Raw genomic sequence first — 18,201 nt, forward strand, 5'->3', positions numbered from 1 at the left:
ATCCTTTAACGATTTAATGATGAAGTTTAAAATTTGAAAACATCTTCACAAGCACTGGTTAAACTGGCATCGACTGGCGATGTGGTGCAAACGCGATTCCAATCTAAATTACCATGCGTGGCATTAATTGTTGGTGTCAATGTGGTGGTTAACCCCGCTAAAGCACTAGTTCCAACTAAGGTAATCACGCCGTTATTGACCGTAATTGATGTTACATAGTTAGACGTTCGGCTTGCTGGTACCCCATTATTACCATTGCTACAATTGGCTAAACTACCTTGCTCAACAGCACAAATTTCGACAGCCGTTTTATACGTTGTCATGATTTGCAGCATATCAGTCAGTGCGGCTTTTTTAACATATCCTTGATATGCAGGCACACCAATAGCCGTTAAGATAGCAATCACAATAATGGCAATCATAAGTTCAAATAACGTAAAGCCCGATTGATTAGACATAAATACCTCGATAGTTTCTGTCAATGATTTAACACAAGAGCTTTATAGCAAAACAAAAAAATGGAATAATAGCGAAATAGTAAATTTGGAAATAAAAATCCATTACGCAATTCATTATTACGTTGTATGCTCAATTTTCGCGAAGCAGATCGCAAAACAAACAAATCCATACATCGGTTTATTAGATAAGTTGGAGTCAATATGTCCCTAAAAATTGTTAACGGTTGGTTACAAGGTATAAAACAAGTCGTTTCACCGTTTTATAATGAACGGCCAGCCAATAAACCGATTTCGTTACTTGTTATCCATAATATAAGCTTACCGCCCAATCAATATGGAGGGCCTTATGTTGAACAATTATTTACAGGTCAACTCAATCCTAACAAGCATCCGTACTTTGCTTCAATTTATCAACTTGAAGTGTCAAGTCATCTGTTTATTCGACGTGATGGCGAAATGATTCAATTTGTGCCATTTGATAAACGTGCTTGGCATGCGGGGAAATCCGTATTTGCAGGACAAGAAAATTGTAACGATTTTTCAATTGGTATTGAAATGGAAGGATGCGATAGCGACAGCTTTACCGAACAACAATATCAGCAATTAGCTAACATAACTTTATTATTACAACAACATTATGCGTTCAAAAACATCACTGGACATAGTGATATTGCCCCAGATCGAAAAACCGATCCAGGTCCTTGTTTTGATTGGCAATATTACCGAAATTTGTTAGCGCAAAAATCACAAGAACAAAAGTTGCTCAATCAAATTGAGCAAATTATTGCAGAGTTACAAAAAATCAATTTATGGCAAATCACACCGCCAAAACCTGATGCCTTTTTAAGTGAACAACCCTTCGCACTTGACACCATGCAAGCACACGAATGGTTGCAATGGATTTTTATTCCGCGGATGCAAGCACTCATTGATGCCAAAGGTAATCTCCCCAAATTTGCTCTGTACCCTTATTTTGAAGAAGCGTTAAAAGAGCAAGAACAAGATGTTAATCATCTGCTATATCTTATTAAGAAACTTGATGAATTATCGTAAATTAACAAGATAAAATGTACCGTATTAATATACGGTACATTAATGTGTAACAATGGTTAAAGTCAAAAAAACGAATAAAAATCAACCAGAAAATCCATTGATTTTATTGAATTTTTTAAAGCTAATTTCCACCTTTCGATAACTGTCGATACTCATTCACCGCTTGTTGATGGTTGCTATAAGTGGTTGAAAAGGTATGTCCACCTGTTCCATTCGCAACAAAAAACAGATAATTAGTTTTAGCCGGATGCGCAGCTGCCTCTAATGAAGCAAGGCTTGGCATTGCAATTGGTGTTGGTGGTAATCCTTCAATAACATAGGTATTATAAGGATTTTGAGTGTCGGTTAAATCAACACGCCTAATCATACCTTTATAGTTATCACCTAAACCATAAATAATTGTTGGATCTGTTTGTAACTTCATTTTGGCTTTTAAACGATTAACAAATACTGAAGCGACATTCGCTCGCTCAGAACCGACACCAGTTTCTTTTTCAATGATTGATGCAATAATCAATAATTCATAAGGTGATTGGTAGGGAAGATTACTATCGCGATTATCCCAAATTTTTTGCAGGTTACTTTTCATTGTCATATGCGCACGTTTTAAAATACTAATATCTAACGTGTCCGCAGTATAAAGGTAGGTATTAGGCGACAACCAACCTTCAAGCGAACCTTCAATGCCTAATAACTTAGCAATTTCTTCGTCTGTTTGACCAACTAAAGTTTGCTGAATATAAGGTGTGTTTTGAATAATTTTCAACCAATCCTTAGCGCGTTTACCTTCAACAAATTGGATCGAAAAATTACTCTCTTTACCTGACACCAACAATTGCAAAAACTCTTCAACTGTCATATGCGGATGTAACTGATAAGTTCCTGCTTTAATTGAACTTAAAGATGGATTTAGTTTACACAAATAAGGCAGTAAATAAGCACTTTGCATTAATTGACTTTCTTTAATTTGCGCAACTAGCTGATGCATGGATGTCCCTTTTTTCAAAACAAACATCTGGTTTTCGGAAGTGACTTGCATTGGCTGTTTAGAAAACTGTTGTAAAAAATAATAACCAATACTGATCGAACCACCCACAATGAATATCAGGGTAAGTAAAGTATATAAAAAAATTTTTTTAATCATAACTTATTATCTGCTATAGTGGATTTTTGCGCGTGAAGTTAAGCGCGTGATTAATTCGTAAGCACTAATACCAGAGTGCTTAGCGATTTCTTCAACGGGAAGTCCTGGTCCCCAAAATATGACTTCGTCACCAGGTTTATCAAGGCTGTTGATGCCCAAATCAACCACAATCATATCCATTGAAACTCGACCAACAATCGGTACTTTACGGCCATTAATCAAAACGGGGGTATTTTGCGGGATGTTGCGTGGATAGCCGTCACCATAGCCCATCGCAACGACACCTAGTTTAGTCTCTTGCAAACTACACCAAGTCTGACCATAACCCACCGATTCGCCTTGTTTATGCTTTCGCACTGCGATTAATTCGGATTTAAATGTCATGGCTGGCTGTAGCTCAGCAATTGGTGAATCAAAAGGCGAAATGCCATATAAAGCAATCCCCTGACGCACAACATCGCGCTGAGTATTGGACCAGGCCAATGTGCCACCCGATGCGGCAATCGAACATTTGCCAATAAGTGATTTGTCATCAATTGACGCAATAAACTGATCAAACAGTTTAAGTTGCTTTAATGTTTGATCAGAAGTGAGATCATCAGCCGAACTAAAATGACTCATAATATTAATTGGCTTTCGAACCACAAAGCAACTGGCTAAGCGATAAAACTCATCCTTGGCTTCATCAAGACAAAAGCCTAACCGATGCATACCGGTATCAAGCTTAAACCATGTAGTAATTTGATCTTCAAGGGGAGATGATTGCAATACATCAATTTGCCATTTGCTATGAATAACAGGCTGAATATTAAAATCAATCAAATCAGCTATATCTTCATGCGGAAAAAATCCTTCCAAAGCCATAATAGGGGTATTAATACCCTTATTCCGTACTTGTATTGCCTCAGATAGTCGCGATACACCAAAATAATCTACTTTATCGCTTAACAACTGCGCTATGCCCTCGATACCATGTGAATAAGCATTGGCTTTAATAATTGCAACTAGCTGACTATCAGGGGCTATTTTTTTGAGGTATTCAAAATTATGAATAACTGCTTGACGATTGACTTCAACAACTGCGATAGACATTTCTTGGATCCAAACTCTTATCAAATGATTATTGTAAAGTTTGTTTTCAATAATAACAAATTTTTCTTAGTGCACAAATCGGTTGAAATTTCATGCAATTTTAAGCATGAGTATTGTTAATTAAATAAATTGATTAAATTGTAATATCAACTTTATGATAATTGACCATACATTTTGTGTTTTGCCACATAATAATTATTAACAATAAGCTATTTGTTCACCAAATTCTTATAAAAATGTCTAAAGGCCATAATGGGGTGGGAAATTATCATTCTAGGGCCAGCATAACGCATAACTTGTTTAATTTTTTGTTTATCATTTTTGTGATAACAATGTTTAGGACAACGTTCACACGTTGTTTTGGCCTCTCCAAAACGACACATAGTTAAACGTTGCATAGCATATTGCAATAGCTCATTGCATTCATTACATAACTGGTGGCGTGAGGTGTGATGCTTTTGATGGCAATATAAAAGAATCATCGCATTGACTGTCGATTTTTCTTGCTGTATTTTAGAACCAGTATTGTTTACAACCATAATGACATACACGTTAATGTTAATGAAGAAAGAAATAAATTAAAATCATCAAACTATAATTACAAGGATTTATTGTAATGGCAAGAATTATCAATAAAGACACAACTGTTTGCATGTCCCTTTCAGCAAGACCAAGCAATTTTGGTACTCGTTTTCATAATTATTTGTATGAAAAACTCGATCTTAATTACTTATATAAAGCTTTTACTACTAATAATTTGAAAGATGCAATTTATGGCATTAAAGCCTTAGCGATTCGAGGTTGCGCCATTTCAATGCCTTATAAAGAAGCTTGCATTGAGTTTATTGATGAATTGGATGATTCGGTAAAATCTATTCAATCAGTCAATACCATTGTTAACACCAACCATCATTTAAAAGCCTATAACACTGATTATATTGCTGTTGCCAAACTCATTACAGAAAATAAAATCGATAATACAGTGCCATTTGTGTTAAAAGGCAGCGGAGGTATGGCTAATGCGGTGATTGGTGCTTTTTATGATGCAGGATTTAAAAATGGCATGATTGCCGCGCGTAATCAAGCAAAAGGCGAAGCGTTAGCTAAACGCTACGGTTATAAATGGGTTAAAGATGAACAAGACATATTGCCACAACAAGCCAAACTAATTATTAATGTGACCCCAATTGGTATGCATGGAGGCATTGAAGCAGAAAATCTCGCATTTCCCTCAGCCATGATAGAAAATGCCGATATTGTGTTTGATGTGGTTGCATTGCCTGTTGAAACACCAATGATAAAATATGCCCAAAAGCTAAACAAAAAGATTATTTCAGGAGCCGATGTTGCGGTGATTCAAGCGCTTGAACAATTTGTGTTATATACTGGCGTAACACCCAGCACAGAATTGGTGAAACAAGCCGGTGAATTTGCAAGGCAAGGCTAAATAGTGTTATTCATTCCACCAAGTATATCGGTGGAATTTAAACAAATAGATTATCACATCACCTGATGTAATTTGTTATACACAGCTAATAATTTTTGATGCATAGCAAATTGCTCTAAATTATCATTAGTCGTTTTATCGGCTGAAGTAAAATCTGCCAAGCCAAAAAATGTTTTTTCGCCATTAGCATATTGCCACATATCGTCAACACAAGCTTGACCGTACATTTTATTAAATGCTGTTTGATAGTTGTTAAACTGTTTTTTGTCACGTTGCAAAATAAAATTAACCAACGTTTGCAAGCAACGATAAGCGTGATTACGTGCTGGGGTAAATATAGACTCATTCATTTCAACCGTCCAATCAATCCATTGTTGTGCTTGCACTAAATCTTTACCTGCCAATGCCAACATCGCTTTTAATTCACCAACGCGCAGTGTTAACCAAGCATTATCGTTACCAGTTGCAATACCAAGTAGTTCACGAACGCGTGCATAATCATCAAGGCCTTCATCATCAAGCTGTTCAATAATGGCTAAGTACTGTTTGGCAGAATGTTTTTGATAAGGTAACGACAAAATAAGATCACGCAGGCCAATCGCCATATTGCTATTGGCAATTAAAAGATCTTCAGGGGGATAAATTTCAGACATGCCAACAGCCAAAATTCGGCATGCATAAACACCAAGATGTTCATAGTCCATAATTAACACTTCTGTTTTGTGACGGGTAAAAATAGCCATTAAATTAGCAAATTCTTGCTCGGTTGTACCTGAAAAGTCCCAATCGACAAATTCATAATCGGCTTGCTCATTAAATAGATCCCATGAAATCAAACCGCTTGAATCAATAAAGTGCGTTTCTAAATTGCTAAGATCAGCAATATCATCATTATCAAAAGTTGGCGGTGAAAACACATCAAGATCTTTTAAACTGCGACCTTGCAATAGTTCAGTCACGGTTCGCTCTAGCGCAACACCAAAATTTGGATGTGCACCAAACGAGGCATAACATGTTCCATTTTGCGGATTAAACAACACCACACAAATAACCGGAAACTCACCACCTAATGAGGCATCAAAACAGTAAAGTGGAAAGCCTTCGCTTTCAAGCGCATCAATAGCCGCTAAAATAGCTGGATATCGATGAATAACCTCGGTAGGAATACTCGGTAAGCTAATGGCCTCAGCTATAATTTTATTTTTAGTGTAACGTTCAAAAATTTCAGATAACCCTTGTACTCGCGCTTCATTACGCGTATTACCGGCTGACATACCATTAGAGGCATATAAATTAGCGATTAAATTAACCGGCACATAAATCGTCTGTTTGTCAGACTGTTGCTCAAATGGTAACGCACAGATACCCCGCTCACCATTACTTGATTGTAAATCAATTAAATCCGTTGCGCATAACTCACGATCGGGATCGTAAAACTTAAGGAGTTTTTCGGATAATACTCCTTTAGGGAGGGAGTTATCTTCAGGTATAGAAAACCATTTTTCGGTCGGATAATGCACAAAATCAGCATTTGCAGCCTTTTTACCTAAATAAAAATCTGAAAAAAAGTAATTGGTTGATAATCGTTCAAAATATTCTCCCAAGGCCGATGCCAATGCCGCTTTTTTGCTTGCGCCTTTACCATTCGCAAAACAGAGTGGACACTGTGTGTTTTGAATATGTACTGACCACACATTGGGCACAGGGTTGAGCCAAGAAGCTTCTTTGACTTCTAAATCATATTTTGCTAATTGTTGCTGAAAATAATTGATTGAATCTTCAAGAGCAGCATCTTTGCCTGGAATATAAGTTTTCATAGTTAAAATAATCTCAAAATAATTTTATGTTAGAACATTGCGCTTTACCGCTTTCAAGAATTTATCACTTTATACGCAAATATAAAAAAATAGAAGTAATAAAATTATCCCTCTTTACATAAGGAATAAAATGAACAAAAATTAATTTTAATGATCTTGCATTCAAAGACTTTTTCTTCCTTAGTAAAAGGATAACACTTGCATTTATCACTATTATCACTATCGTCTATTAAGGTGCATTGGTTTTTATTGGAATTGGCTCCTTCACCATTATTCTAGGTAGTTCTGATACATTTACTTATATTTTCACTCCGGCTTAGCTGCCTATTCCCGTTGTTGTAGGTTTTATTTTGACTCGTATTGGTTTTCTATTAATTTGTTTGTTATTTAATATTAATCACAATATCCAAAAATTAGCTAACGAAAAATCAAATTTTGAAAACCAAGTATCACTTTCTAGAGCAAGATTATTAATTATTAGCATTGATTTGATCGTTACTCTAAAAAATAAAAAAGGGGGAACTAATTCTCGCTTTTTTATTTTTTGCTTTTGTTTTGATTATTATTTCTTTAAATCAAAATAATCGTTTAACCGACATTAAGCTCGCTGAGTGGCCATCTTGGTCTAACATTAATCGCCAAATCTGAGTGTTTTCCCGCTTTTAGATGAATCATACCAGCATAAGCTATCATAGCGCCATTATCGGTACAAAATTCAAGTCTTGGATAATAAGCCTGTCCTTTTCGCTGATGCATCAGTTCAGTTAATCTATTACGCAGAGTTCGGTTAGCACTTACCCCACCTGCTATCACTAAATTTTTAAATCCAGTTTGATCAAGAGCTCTCCTCGATTTAATCACTAACGTATCAACCAAAGCATCTTCAAAGGCTCTAGCAATATCGGCTTGAGTTTGCGCATCAATAATATGATTGTCACTATATTGGTGGATTATATTGGCAGCCGCTGTTTTAAGACCTGAAAAACTAAAATCCAGCCCAGGACGATCGGTCATTGGACGAGGAAAATGGAACCGATTCCCATTACCCTGCTCAGCTAATTTTGACAATTTTGCACCACCAGGATAATCCAAACCAAGTAATTTAGCGGTTTTATCAAATGCCTCACCAGCGGCATCATCAATGGATTCACCAATAAGTTGATATTGACCAATACCCGTTACGCTAATAAGCTGTGTATGCCCACCCGAAACTAATAATGCCACAAAGGGAAATTCGGGCGGATTATCTTCAAGCATGGGGGCTAGCAAATGCCCTTCCATATGATGAACTGCAACTGCGGGTACGTCCCAAGCATAAGCCAGCGAACGCCCAATCGATGCACCAACCATTAAAGCACCAATTAAGCCTGGACCTGCTGTATAAGCCACACCATCAATATCCGCTGGCAGCAAATTTGCTTCTTTTAATGCTGCTTGAATTAAGGGTACAGTTTTACGAATATGATCACGAGATGCGAGCTCAGGCACTACACCACCATAATCAGCATGTAACTTAATTTGCGAATAAAGCTGGTTTGCAAGCAAACCATTGATATCATCATAAATGGCAATACCTGTTTCGTCGCACGAGGTTTCAATACCTAGAATCTTCATTAATGTTTACCTGCGAAATCGGTAAGATCTTCTTCGCTCCAAAGATCTTGTTCGGTGATGTCTTTATCGGCAATGCGATGTTCTTCGGTTGCCCAATCGCCTAAATCAATAAGTTGGCAACGTTTGCTACAAAATGGACGATAAGGGCTCTCTTTACTCCATTCAACTTTTTTTTGACAAGTTGGGCAATTGACAAAGGTGGCTGTGTTTTTATTCATTTCAACTCTTTCTTTTTCAATAATTGGTATTTAACGGCATTAACAGCAAGCTAATTCAAATTCAATGTCATCAATATTAACGTTATCGCAAGCATCAAGTGGTAAAAATCGAATGCTATAGCGTGACATATAACCTGATACTTGAGGATAGACATTTTTATCTAACGAAACCCGAATACGAATCAAATTAACTTCGCCATTGGTTTCTTGAAAAAAGTTATTAGTACAAATAAAAGGCTTAAATTCGCCCATTTGTCTAATTAATTGCATATAACATGTTAGGGATTTATCAAGAATTGACAAGTGTTGTAACCAAGCTTTGACTTGAGTATCACGCTTTTCTTGCGAAATTTTTAGCCATAAATGGAACGAAGGTAAATCAAAGCTGCAACACCCACCAGGGATCATTAAACGTTGACGAATAGCAGAAATAAGACGATCATCTTTTAATGGCTGCCCTATGCGCGCAATTGCATTAAATTGAGTCACAAATTCATCAAATTGGCGAATCAAATCATTAAGTAAATCATGATCCACACCATCAAAATTTAGCCACAAGATTAACTTTTGTTTTTGCAATTCAAACTCTTTAATCAAATCACCTTTAACATCGTTACGTTCAATAATTTCTAACAGCTCGGACAGTGCGTGAAAAAAAACCAACGCATTATTTTGATCAAAGTGACAATACGTATTTAATTGATTTAATAAAAATTCAACACGAAGCCAAGTGCGCATTTTTTCATTCAATGGATGTTCAAAAATAATGTTATTCATCTATCTAAATCTTACTATTAAAGTTATCTAAATATTTTCGATGCAGTAGATTAACTTGTGCAGTGAGTAAAGCCAAATTACCATCATTAACAATAATATCATCAGCATAAGATAAGCGTTTTTTTAAAGACACTTGCGACATAATCATCTTTTTTGCTAATGTTTCACTAATGTTATCTCTTTTTACTAACCGCGCCATTTGTAACGGCACAGGCGCATCGATTATCAGCACGCGATCAGCCAAAGTATGCAAATTATTTTCAACCAATAATGGAACAACCCAGATCACATAGGTTGTGCTTTGCATAGCAATTTGTTTTTGGGTTTCTTGTTGAATAAGGGGGTGTAGCAAGTGATTAAGCCAAAGCCGTTCATGATCATTATTAAAAATGATCTCTCGCAACTGACTGCGATCAAGTTCGCCATTAGCCAGCAATATTTCTTGGCTAAAGTGCATAACAATTTGGTTAAAGGCTTCAGTACCAACTTGAACAACTTGCCTTGCAATCATGTCTGCATCAATAATGGGCACTCCTAATTTGGAGAACAAATCTGCGATGGTGCTTTTACCACTGGCAACCCCACCACTAAGTGCAACAACATAAGACATAAGGCAAATTCCAATCCAGCAAAAAGTTAAGACATTATAGCATACAAGTAGGGGGATTAAATAATGCAAAATAAAGGCATCACCTAAATCATTAATATCACTTTAAATAGCTAATAAAATTGACGAAATCATTCTCTAAATTTAGCTTATACTACCTACAATTCAAAAAATTCATCTCCTAATCTAAAATAAATTAAATAAAACAGTTGTTTTATATCATTGGCTGTATATAATTACATGTATCTGTATATAAAAACAGGAAATAGAAATGAAACCGTTAACTGAACGCCAACAACAGATTTATAATTTGATCAAAGACAACATACAAACTACCGGCATGCCCCCCACACGTGCTGAAATAGCTCAAAAATTAGGGTTTCGATCCGCCAACGCGGCCGAAGAGCATCTTAAAGCGCTTGCTAAAAAAGGGGCAATAGAAATGATTGCCGGCTCATCGCGCGGGATTCGTCTTTTGCTTGAAAGCTCTGTTGAGCAGAGCGAGCTTGAAGGCTTACCCCTTATTGGTCAAGTTGCAGCTGGATCGCCAATATTAGCGCAAGAACATATCGAAAGTCATTACCAAGTTGATCCTTCACTGTTTAAACCCCACGCCGACTTTTTATTACGAGTACATGGTATGTCAATGAAAAACGTTGGCATATTAGACGGCGATTTATTAGCCGTACATAAAACCCAAGATGTTAAAAATGGTCAAGTTGTCGTTGCCCGCATTGACGACGAAGTTACTGTTAAACGCCTATCACGCAAAGGCAAGAATGTTCATCTACTTGCCGAAAATGAAGACTTTTCGCCGATCGAAATTGACTTAGAACAACAAAATTTTGCTATTGAAGGGCTAGCTGTTGGTATTATCCGTAACGGTTCTTGGATGTAAGCATATACCATATACATAGTTACAAGCATATAGATGTACAGGCACAGTTAGTATAAAATAACAGTTAGTATAAAATAGCAACTAACTAAAGCGTAGGAGATTATTATGTGGCTATTTTGGTTATACGAATTTTTAGGGTTTATTGCGGTTATATTGCTCGTCTTTGGATATTGCCGTTTCAGAGGGATCGGATTTTGGTCCTTAATTTGGAAACAATTAAAATGGGTAGCTTTAGCTGTACTCATTGTTTGCTTAGCCATTGCATTGCTTTGCCGAGTTGATTTATACAATGCTACTCACTGCTATTTTAGAGGTCAAAGCATGCATGCAAATACCAAATACTCTATCTTTTTAGGCGAGTGTCAAGTTGAAACGCCGAATGGTAGTTATGTTCCTATCGAACGTTCTAGAGCTTTACCAGACTCAAGTAGTCATGATCATGATAGCGCCTCTGAAACTACAAACGATTTTTATCCTATTAATTAACTTAATAACAAATCAATAGAATAACAAAAAATCGGTAGTGTTATCATTGCCGGTTTTTTATTTCAATCAATCAATTGATTGATAAAATATAAATGCATGGATGAATGAATCTATAATTTAAATAACATTATAAGTTGCTTTGCCCGTTAACCTGCTGAAAAGCCAAACAACGCTTTTCTAACCTTTTAAAACCAAAAATTAACGTAAAACTCACACAAAGATAAATTACCGCTGCAATGCCAAAAGCTTGAAAGGGTTGATATGTTTCGGCATAAATATCGCGCGCAATTTTCATCACATCCGGCACGGTGACCGTAAAGGCCAGCGCCGTTGAATGCAACATAAAAATCACCTCATTACTATAAGCCGGTAGAGCAATACGAAACGCTCTTGGCAAAATAATATAACGATATTGCTGAATGCGGTTAAACCCAAGCGCGGTTGCGGCTTGCACTTCACCACTAGGCACATTGCGAATAGCGCCTGCAAAAACTTCGGTGGTATAGGCGCAGGTATTTAGGATAAAGGCTAACACCGTACAATTTATTCCACTTTGAAAAAAATCATTTAGCCAAGCATGATTTTTAACCATACTCAAAGTATAAATGCCAGTATAAATAATTAGTAACTGCACATATAAAGGTGTGCCACGGAAAACATAAGTAAACAGCCAAATGGGCAATTTAATCAGTTTATTTTGCGAATTTCGCCCTACCGCTAACCCTAGTGACAAAATTCCCCCCATTAAAACCGATAAAATTAAAATCCACAGCGTCATGGCAAGACCGGTGATATTATAACCATCAGTCCATAATAGTGCCTGCCAATATTGTTGAATAATTTCTAACATGAATTCTTACAATTTAGTTTTGATTGTGCCAATGGAATAACGACGTTCCAGCCACCATAAAATGATATTCGATATTGACGTAAAAAATAGATAAAATGCCCCTGCAATCAAAGCAAATAACAAAGGTTGATACAACGCTTCGCCTGCGTTTTTAGTAGCTTTGACTAAATCCGATAATCCCAGTAGCGACACCAATGCTGTCGCCTTTAACACTACTAACCAATTATTCGCAATCCCCGGCAAGGCCAAGCGCATCATCAAAGGAAACATCACATATCGAAAAACTTGTACTTTACTCAACCCAAGTGCTTTTGCTGCCGCTAACGTATTTTTAGGCACCGCAAGATAAGCACCTCGGAAGGTTTCGGTAAAATATGCGCCATAAATAAAGCCTAATGTAAAAATACCAGCCATTAACGGATCAACTTCAATAAAAGGGGCGTTAAGATAATCGGTAATATTATTAACCAAAAATTGTAAACCAAAAAATATCAGCATCATTAGGACTAAATCAGGCACGCCTCGAATTAACGATGTATAAGCCTGACAAATCACATTACACACTTTAGAATCAGTCAGCTTGCCCAGTGCACAAACAATGCCAAGTAGCATAGCTAACAGCAGCGATGCTAGTGCTAAAATAATGGTTAGCCAGGCGCCTTGGCAAATTAACGCAATATAACCCTGCATAGTTTATTTTTTATTACCATACACATTAAAATCAAAGTACTTATTATTAATTTTTTGGTAAGTGCCATCTGCTAAAATGTCTTTTAAAGCCTGATTAAAGGCTTCGCGCAATTCGTTATCATTGTTACGAAAACCAAGTCCTGCGCCGACATCAAAATAGTCAGCATCTTTCAATCCATCGCCAGCAAAAACAAAACCTTTACCTTGTGGTTGTTTTAAAAAGGCATAACTGCCAGTAACTTCGTCTTGTAATGCCGCATCTAAACGACCTGCCACTAAATCCGAAAATACTTGCAACTGATTTTGGTAAGGCACAATCATCACCCCATTAGGTCGCCACATTACGTTGGCAAAATGTTCTTGTGAAGTACCTTGCTCAACCCCAACGCGCTTACCTTTTAACGATTCAGCATTAGGCATTAAATGAGTACCTTCTTTAACTATCAAACGCGAATAAGTTATAAAAATCTCGTCAGAAAAAGCAATCTGCTTTTTACGTTTTTCAGTCATCATAAGCGATGACGAAATCATATCGATCTTTCTTGATAATAATGAAGGGATCAGCGCATCGAAATCAGTCGATTGAAAAGTGCATTTAATGTTGACTTTTTCACACAGGGCTTTAGTGATTTCGATATTAAAACCGGTGATATCACCATTAGCATCAATAAAATCAAAAGGTGCATAAGACGTATCCGTCCCAATTTTAATCGATTCTGGCAACGTTGCATAACTTGATACTGGTAAACCTAAACAACTCAAAATGGCTAACGTTTTTAATAACTGCTTCATGATTCATTTTTCCCAGTTTTTATCTAAGAGCATAATATAACGTGTTCTGACATAATTTTATAATAAAAAAAAGTTATTATCGTTGGGCAAAAAATTAAATTTACTTAATGATAAACACGTGCGACAAAATGGTTAGGGGGCTGTTATTTTTTATAAATAACAAAAACTAGCTTAATTGGGCTTTTACAAAAAGCTTTCAAGTTAATTATTTATATTTTTATAAAAACCGACCCTAAAAGGTCGGTTTATCATTTGATGGTTAATTACTGTTTAGCTTCAATATTATCGCCAACAAGATCCAAATGGATAGTTTTTCCTGGAACTAATTTGCCAGACAATATTTGTTGTGCTAATGGGTTTTCAATCTCTTGCTGGATCGCGCGTTTCAGCGGTCTTGCCCCATAAATTGGGTCGAAGCCGACTTTAGCAAGTTGTTCCAACGCCGCATCCGAGATATCCAATTGGTAACCACGTTCATCTAAACGTTTTTCAACGTGCGCTAATTGAATTTTTGCAATCGCTTTGATATTTTCTTGACCGAGTGGATGGAATACCACTGTTTCGTCAATACGATTGATAAATTCTGGTCTAAAGTGTTTAGCAACAACTGTCATCACTAACGCTTTCATTTCGTCATAACTGAGCTCAACTTGACCTTGAATTAGATCAGATCCTAAGTTTGATGTCATAATTATGACGGTATTACGAAAATCAACCGTGCGACCTTGGCCATCGGTTAAGCGTCCATCATCCAGAACTTGCAGTAAGATATTAAAGACATCTGGATGCGCTTTTTCGACTTCATCAAGTAAAATGACTGAATAAGGTCGACGTCTAACTGCTTCAGTCAAGTACCCGCCTTCTTCATAACCAACATAACCCGGAGGTGCACCAATTAAGCGAGCGACGGAGTGTTTTTCCATAAACTCTGACATATCAATACGCACCATGGCATCCTCGCTATCAAACATAAAGTTAGCCAGTGATTTGCAAAGCTCGGTTTTACCGACACCAGTTGGTCCTAAGAATAGGAACGACCCAATTGGTTTGTTTGGATCAGAAAGTCCAGCCCGGCTACGACGAATCGCATTGGCAACCGCTAATACCGCTTCATTTTGTCCAATGACGCGTTTATGTAAAGCATCTTCCATATGTAATAATTTGTCTTTTTCGCTCTCAAGCATTCTAGAAACAGGAATACCTGTCGCTTTAGATAACACTTCGGCAATTTCGTTATCGGTCACTTTGTTACGCAATAACTTCATTGTCTTGCCTTCTAACTGAGTTGCTGAAGCAAGTTTCTTTTCGAGCTCTGGTATTTTGCCGTATTGTAATTCAGACATTTTGCTCAAGTCGCCGGCTCGACGTGCTTGCTCTATTTCAGTCCGCGCTTTTTCCAGTTCAGCTTTGATGCTTTGCGTGCCCGAAACGGCTGCCTTTTCTGATTTCCATTCTTCTTCAAGTGATGCATAATCTTTTTCTTTTTCAGAAAGTTCATCGTTTAACATCTCAAGACGTTTTTTACTGGCATCGTCAGACTCTTTTTTAAGCGCTTGTTGCTCAAGTTTAAGTTGAATTATGCGCCTTTCAAGTCGATCTAAAGATTCCGGTTTTGAATCCATTTGCATACGAATACTCGATGCGGCTTCGTCAATTAAGTCAATTGCTTTATCAGGCAACATACGATCAGAAATATAACGATGCGATAGCGTTGCCGCCGCCACAATTGCTGGATCGGTAATTTGTACATGATGATGCAGTTCATAACGTTCTTTTAATCCACGCAAAATGGCAATGGTATCTTCAACTGTTGGCTCGGCAACATAGACTTTTTGGAAACGACGTTCTAACGCCGGATCTTTTTCGATATATTGACGATATTCATCAAGTGTTGTTGCGCCCACGCAGTGCAATTCTCCACGCGCTAATGCAGGTTTTAGCATATTACCAGCATCCATTGCACCATCACTTTTACCTGCACCAACCATGGTATGGATTTCGTCGATGAACAATATAATGCGACCTTCTTCTTTTGCTAAGTCTTTAAGCACGGCTTTTAACCGTTCTTCAAATTCACCACGATATTTAGCCCCCGCAATTAATGCACCCATGTCTAATGATAAAACGCGTTTATTCCGCAATCCTTCAGGCACTTCGCGGTTAACAATACGTTGAGCCAAACCTTCCACAATGGCGGTTTTACCCACACCTGGTTCACCAATTAATACCGGATTATTTTTAGTACGGCGCTGTAATACCTGAATTGTTCGGCGAATTTCTTCATCACGACCAATAACAGGATCAAGCTTACCTTGTTCTGCTCGTTGAGTTAAATCAATAGTATATTTTTTAAGAGCACCACGTTGATCTTCTGCATTAGGGTCATTCACGTTATCGCTACCTCTTATTTGATTGACTGCTTGGCTAAATTTGTCTTTATTGACGCCTGACCTTTTAAGAATATCACTTAAGCTACCTTTGTCTTCTAAAGCGGCTAATATAAAAAGTTCTGATGATATATAGCTATCGCCATTTTTTTGGGATAATTTGTCGCATAGATTTAATACGCGAATAAACTCTTGGGATGGCATAACATCCCCACCAACACCTTGAACTTGGGGTAATCGATCAATGGCTTGTGTTAATTCTTGTTGCAAAATAGCAACATTTGCACCAGCAGTAGTCAATAATGGTGTTATACTGCTACCTTCTTGATTAAGCATGGCTGATAGGACATGCACAGGCTCTATATATTGATTGTCTTTACCCAATGCAATAGACTGCGCACTAGCTAAAGCTTGTTGAAACTTGTTTGTTAATTTATCTAACCTCATAGTATTTATCTCCTGAGTAATAGATTTGGATTCAATGCTAAACACATTCAACCCATTTGCATGTGATCTAAATGTGTGTTGCAAGCTAAATTTCAAGAGCAAATTCAGAATATTTTTTATAAAATTTGTACAGCAAGATCAGCAAGTGTTTAAAGCTTAATTAGCGTCAAAAATAAAGGTTACCACAATTCAAGCAATTACCACTTAATGTTGTTTTAAATAAAACTTGCAAGATGACAAATCAGCTTTGATCTATTATATTAGCGTCTTTATTTTGTTAGGTTTGCTAACCGTGGTTCGTAATCCATCCCACGTAAAAAAACTAGGAATATAAAATGTTCAAAATAGCCAAAGAGTTTCAATTTGATGCTTGTCATATGTTAGATGGGCACAATAAAAAGTGCCATAATCTGCACGGTCATACTTATCGCTTATTAGTCGAAATTAGCGGTGATCTTATCGATAATGGTTCGAGTCAAGATATGGTCATGGATTATGCTGATCTAAAAACAATTGTCAAACAGCATATTATCGATCCGCTGGATCATGCTTACCTTTATAACCAAAATAACCCCAATGAGTGCCGTATTGCCACTTTACTGCAAGAAATGGAGCGAAAAATCTTCGCATTTCCATGCCGAACAACCGCCGAAGGAATGAGCAAATTTATATTTGATTGTCTGTCTCAATATTTGCCTGTTTCGATGATCAAATTATGGGAAACGCCAACTTCATATTGTGAATATCACCGGAGCCAAAAATGATCGAATTTCGTATCGTTGAAATCTTCGAATCTTTACAGGGCGAGGGTTATAATACTGGCATGCCTGCTGTTTTTATCCGTTTTGCTGGATGCAATTTAAATTGTGCTTGGTGTGATACTAATTTCCGCCAATTTACCCGATTTACGGTAGATGCTTTAATGACTAAAGTTAGAGAATATAAAAGCAAAAATATCATTATTACCGGTGGCGAACCTACTATGGTTAAAGCATTACCTGAATTGCTTGTACCATTAAAAAATGCAGGTTATTTTATTGCCATTGAAAGTAATGGGCTTGGCAACATTGATCCGCTTATTGATTATATTGCTCTAAGCCCTAAGTTTTGTTATCGGTCACACTACCGAAAAATAGCACAACCTACCGCCAATGAGGTGCGAATTGTTGCCGAAAATCACATTGATTTTATTCCTTTTTGCCAATACATCGAAACCCATATTCAAGCAAAACACTATTACCTTTCACCATGCGAAAAAGATGGGGTGTTTAATATGTTTGATACCATTAAACTATTAGGACAGATCAACGAAAACCGACTCGATAATAAATGGTTATTGAGTGTGCAAAGCCATAAATTTGCGGACATTGAGTAAATTTTTTGTTTTAGGGTGCTTTAGGTTTCGGACATTTTATCTTTTGGAT

The 18,201-nt window shown here is 37.0% G+C and carries 19 protein-coding genes, 1 pseudogene and 1 riboswitch; of the genes and pseudogenes, 7 read left to right on the forward strand and 13 right to left on the reverse strand.

Annotation, left to right across the window (positions count from 1 at the left end; all coding sequences use genetic code 11):
• Nucleotides 1-26: 26 nt before the first annotated feature.
• Nucleotides 27-458: a prepilin peptidase-dependent pilin gene (ppdD, locus tag A9G22_RS02305; RefSeq protein ID WP_075508285.1), complete on the reverse strand. Its 432-nt coding sequence runs from the start codon at nucleotides 456-458 to the stop codon at nucleotides 27-29.
• A gap of 201 nt (nucleotides 459-659) precedes the next feature.
• Between ppdD and ampD the strand changes: the two are divergent.
• Together ampD and A9G22_RS11775 are read left to right on the forward strand one after the other, a co-directional pair.
• A pseudogene (gene ampD / locus A9G22_RS11770) lies at nucleotides 660-1,205 on the forward strand (1,6-anhydro-N-acetylmuramyl-L-alanine amidase AmpD); the annotation flags it as partial.
• A 12-nt stretch (nucleotides 1,206-1,217) separates the two neighbouring features.
• A complete protein-coding gene (locus A9G22_RS11775) occupies nucleotides 1,218-1,511 on the forward strand; it encodes a YqcC family protein (RefSeq protein WP_442899733.1) in 294 nt (97 codons plus the stop codon).
• A gap of 121 nt (nucleotides 1,512-1,632) precedes the next feature.
• Here A9G22_RS11775 and mltG read toward each other — a convergent pair whose 3' ends face one another.
• From mltG to A9G22_RS02325, 3 genes are all read right to left on the reverse strand, one after another.
• A complete protein-coding gene (gene mltG / locus A9G22_RS02315; protein WP_075508287.1) occupies nucleotides 1,633-2,655 on the reverse strand; it encodes an endolytic transglycosylase MltG in 1,023 nt (340 codons plus the stop codon).
• A gap of 6 nt (nucleotides 2,656-2,661) precedes the next feature.
• The gene (gene alr, locus A9G22_RS02320; protein ID WP_075508288.1) at nucleotides 2,662-3,747 is read right to left on the reverse strand and encodes an alanine racemase; all 1,086 of its coding nucleotides are present in this window, start codon (nucleotides 3,745-3,747) and stop codon (nucleotides 2,662-2,664) included.
• A gap of 209 nt (nucleotides 3,748-3,956) precedes the next feature.
• Entirely contained in the window at nucleotides 3,957-4,286 is a 330-nt protein-coding gene (locus tag A9G22_RS02325; protein ID WP_075508289.1) for a nitrous oxide-stimulated promoter family protein, read from the reverse strand.
• A gap of 77 nt (nucleotides 4,287-4,363) precedes the next feature.
• On the opposite strand from A9G22_RS02325, the gene A9G22_RS02330 reads away from it, so the two are divergent.
• Nucleotides 4,364-5,194: a shikimate 5-dehydrogenase gene (locus tag A9G22_RS02330; protein ID WP_065586110.1), complete on the forward strand. Its 831-nt coding sequence runs from the start codon at nucleotides 4,364-4,366 to the stop codon at nucleotides 5,192-5,194.
• 53 nt (nucleotides 5,195-5,247) lie between these two features.
• Here A9G22_RS02330 and ycaO read toward each other — a convergent pair whose 3' ends face one another.
• The 5 genes from ycaO to coaE form a co-directional block, all read right to left on the reverse strand.
• Nucleotides 5,248-7,011 carry a 30S ribosomal protein S12 methylthiotransferase accessory factor YcaO gene (gene ycaO / locus A9G22_RS02335; protein WP_075508290.1) on the reverse strand — a complete coding sequence of 588 codons (1,764 nt, stop codon included), beginning with the start codon at nucleotides 7,009-7,011 and terminating at the stop codon, nucleotides 5,248-5,250.
• A gap of 588 nt (nucleotides 7,012-7,599) precedes the next feature.
• Nucleotides 7,600-8,625, reverse strand: a complete 1,026-nt coding sequence (gene tsaD, locus A9G22_RS02345; protein ID WP_065586108.1) for a tRNA (adenosine(37)-N6)-threonylcarbamoyltransferase complex transferase subunit TsaD — start codon at nucleotides 8,623-8,625, stop codon at nucleotides 7,600-7,602.
• Nucleotides 8,625-8,843, reverse strand: coding sequence for a DNA gyrase inhibitor YacG (gene yacG / locus A9G22_RS02350; protein ID WP_075508292.1), 219 nt, complete (start codon nucleotides 8,841-8,843; stop codon nucleotides 8,625-8,627). The genes tsaD and yacG overlap by 1 nt, the downstream gene beginning before the upstream one ends.
• A gap of 39 nt (nucleotides 8,844-8,882) precedes the next feature.
• Nucleotides 8,883-9,620 carry a cell division protein ZapD gene (zapD, locus tag A9G22_RS02355; protein ID WP_075508293.1) on the reverse strand — a complete coding sequence of 246 codons (738 nt, stop codon included), beginning with the start codon at nucleotides 9,618-9,620 and terminating at the stop codon, nucleotides 8,883-8,885.
• Nucleotides 9,621-9,624: 4 nt separating this feature from the next.
• Nucleotides 9,625-10,230 carry a dephospho-CoA kinase gene (gene coaE / locus A9G22_RS02360; protein WP_075508294.1) on the reverse strand — a complete coding sequence of 202 codons (606 nt, stop codon included), beginning with the start codon at nucleotides 10,228-10,230 and terminating at the stop codon, nucleotides 9,625-9,627.
• Between the two features lie 268 nt (nucleotides 10,231-10,498).
• Here coaE and lexA point away from each other — a divergent pair, with 268 nt between their 5' ends.
• Together lexA and A9G22_RS02370 are read left to right on the forward strand one after the other, a co-directional pair.
• Nucleotides 10,499-11,125: a transcriptional repressor LexA gene (lexA, locus tag A9G22_RS02365; protein ID WP_065586104.1), complete on the forward strand. Its 627-nt coding sequence runs from the start codon at nucleotides 10,499-10,501 to the stop codon at nucleotides 11,123-11,125.
• Nucleotides 11,126-11,230: 105 nt separating this feature from the next.
• Nucleotides 11,231-11,611 (forward strand): hypothetical protein, encoded by a 381-nt coding sequence (locus tag A9G22_RS02370; protein ID WP_065586103.1) that lies wholly within the window; start codon nucleotides 11,231-11,233, stop codon nucleotides 11,609-11,611.
• 127 nt (nucleotides 11,612-11,738) lie between these two features.
• Here the strand turns inward: A9G22_RS02370 and A9G22_RS02375 are convergent, their stop codons facing one another.
• The 4 genes from A9G22_RS02375 to clpB form a co-directional block, all read right to left on the reverse strand.
• A complete protein-coding gene (locus tag A9G22_RS02375; RefSeq protein WP_075508295.1) occupies nucleotides 11,739-12,461 on the reverse strand; it encodes an ABC transporter permease in 723 nt (240 codons plus the stop codon).
• Between the two features lie 6 nt (nucleotides 12,462-12,467).
• Nucleotides 12,468-13,151, reverse strand: a complete 684-nt coding sequence (locus A9G22_RS02380; RefSeq protein WP_075508296.1) for an ABC transporter permease — start codon at nucleotides 13,149-13,151, stop codon at nucleotides 12,468-12,470.
• A 3-nt stretch (nucleotides 13,152-13,154) separates the two neighbouring features.
• A complete protein-coding gene (locus tag A9G22_RS02385; RefSeq protein WP_075508297.1) occupies nucleotides 13,155-13,943 on the reverse strand; it encodes a lysine/arginine/ornithine ABC transporter substrate-binding protein in 789 nt (262 codons plus the stop codon).
• A gap of 263 nt (nucleotides 13,944-14,206) precedes the next feature.
• Nucleotides 14,207-16,777 (reverse strand): ATP-dependent chaperone ClpB, encoded by a 2,571-nt coding sequence (gene clpB / locus A9G22_RS02390; protein ID WP_075508298.1) that lies wholly within the window; start codon nucleotides 16,775-16,777, stop codon nucleotides 14,207-14,209.
• Between the two features lie 286 nt (nucleotides 16,778-17,063).
• A riboswitch (PreQ1 riboswitch) is annotated at nucleotides 17,064-17,109 on the forward strand.
• Nucleotides 17,110-17,112: 3 nt separating this feature from the next.
• On the opposite strand from clpB, the gene queD reads away from it, so the two are divergent.
• A complete protein-coding gene (gene queD, locus A9G22_RS02395) occupies nucleotides 17,113-17,541 on the forward strand; it encodes a 6-carboxytetrahydropterin synthase QueD (RefSeq protein WP_065586098.1) in 429 nt (142 codons plus the stop codon).
• A complete protein-coding gene (locus A9G22_RS02400) occupies nucleotides 17,538-18,152 on the forward strand; it encodes a 7-carboxy-7-deazaguanine synthase QueE (RefSeq protein WP_075508299.1) in 615 nt (204 codons plus the stop codon). Before queD ends, A9G22_RS02400 begins: the two co-directional genes overlap by 4 nt.
• Nucleotides 18,153-18,201: the final 49 nt, after the last annotated feature.

This window comes from Gilliamella sp. App2-1 (assembly GCF_001690255.1).
GTDB lineage: Bacteria > Pseudomonadota > Gammaproteobacteria > Enterobacterales > Orbaceae > Gilliamella > Gilliamella apicola_G.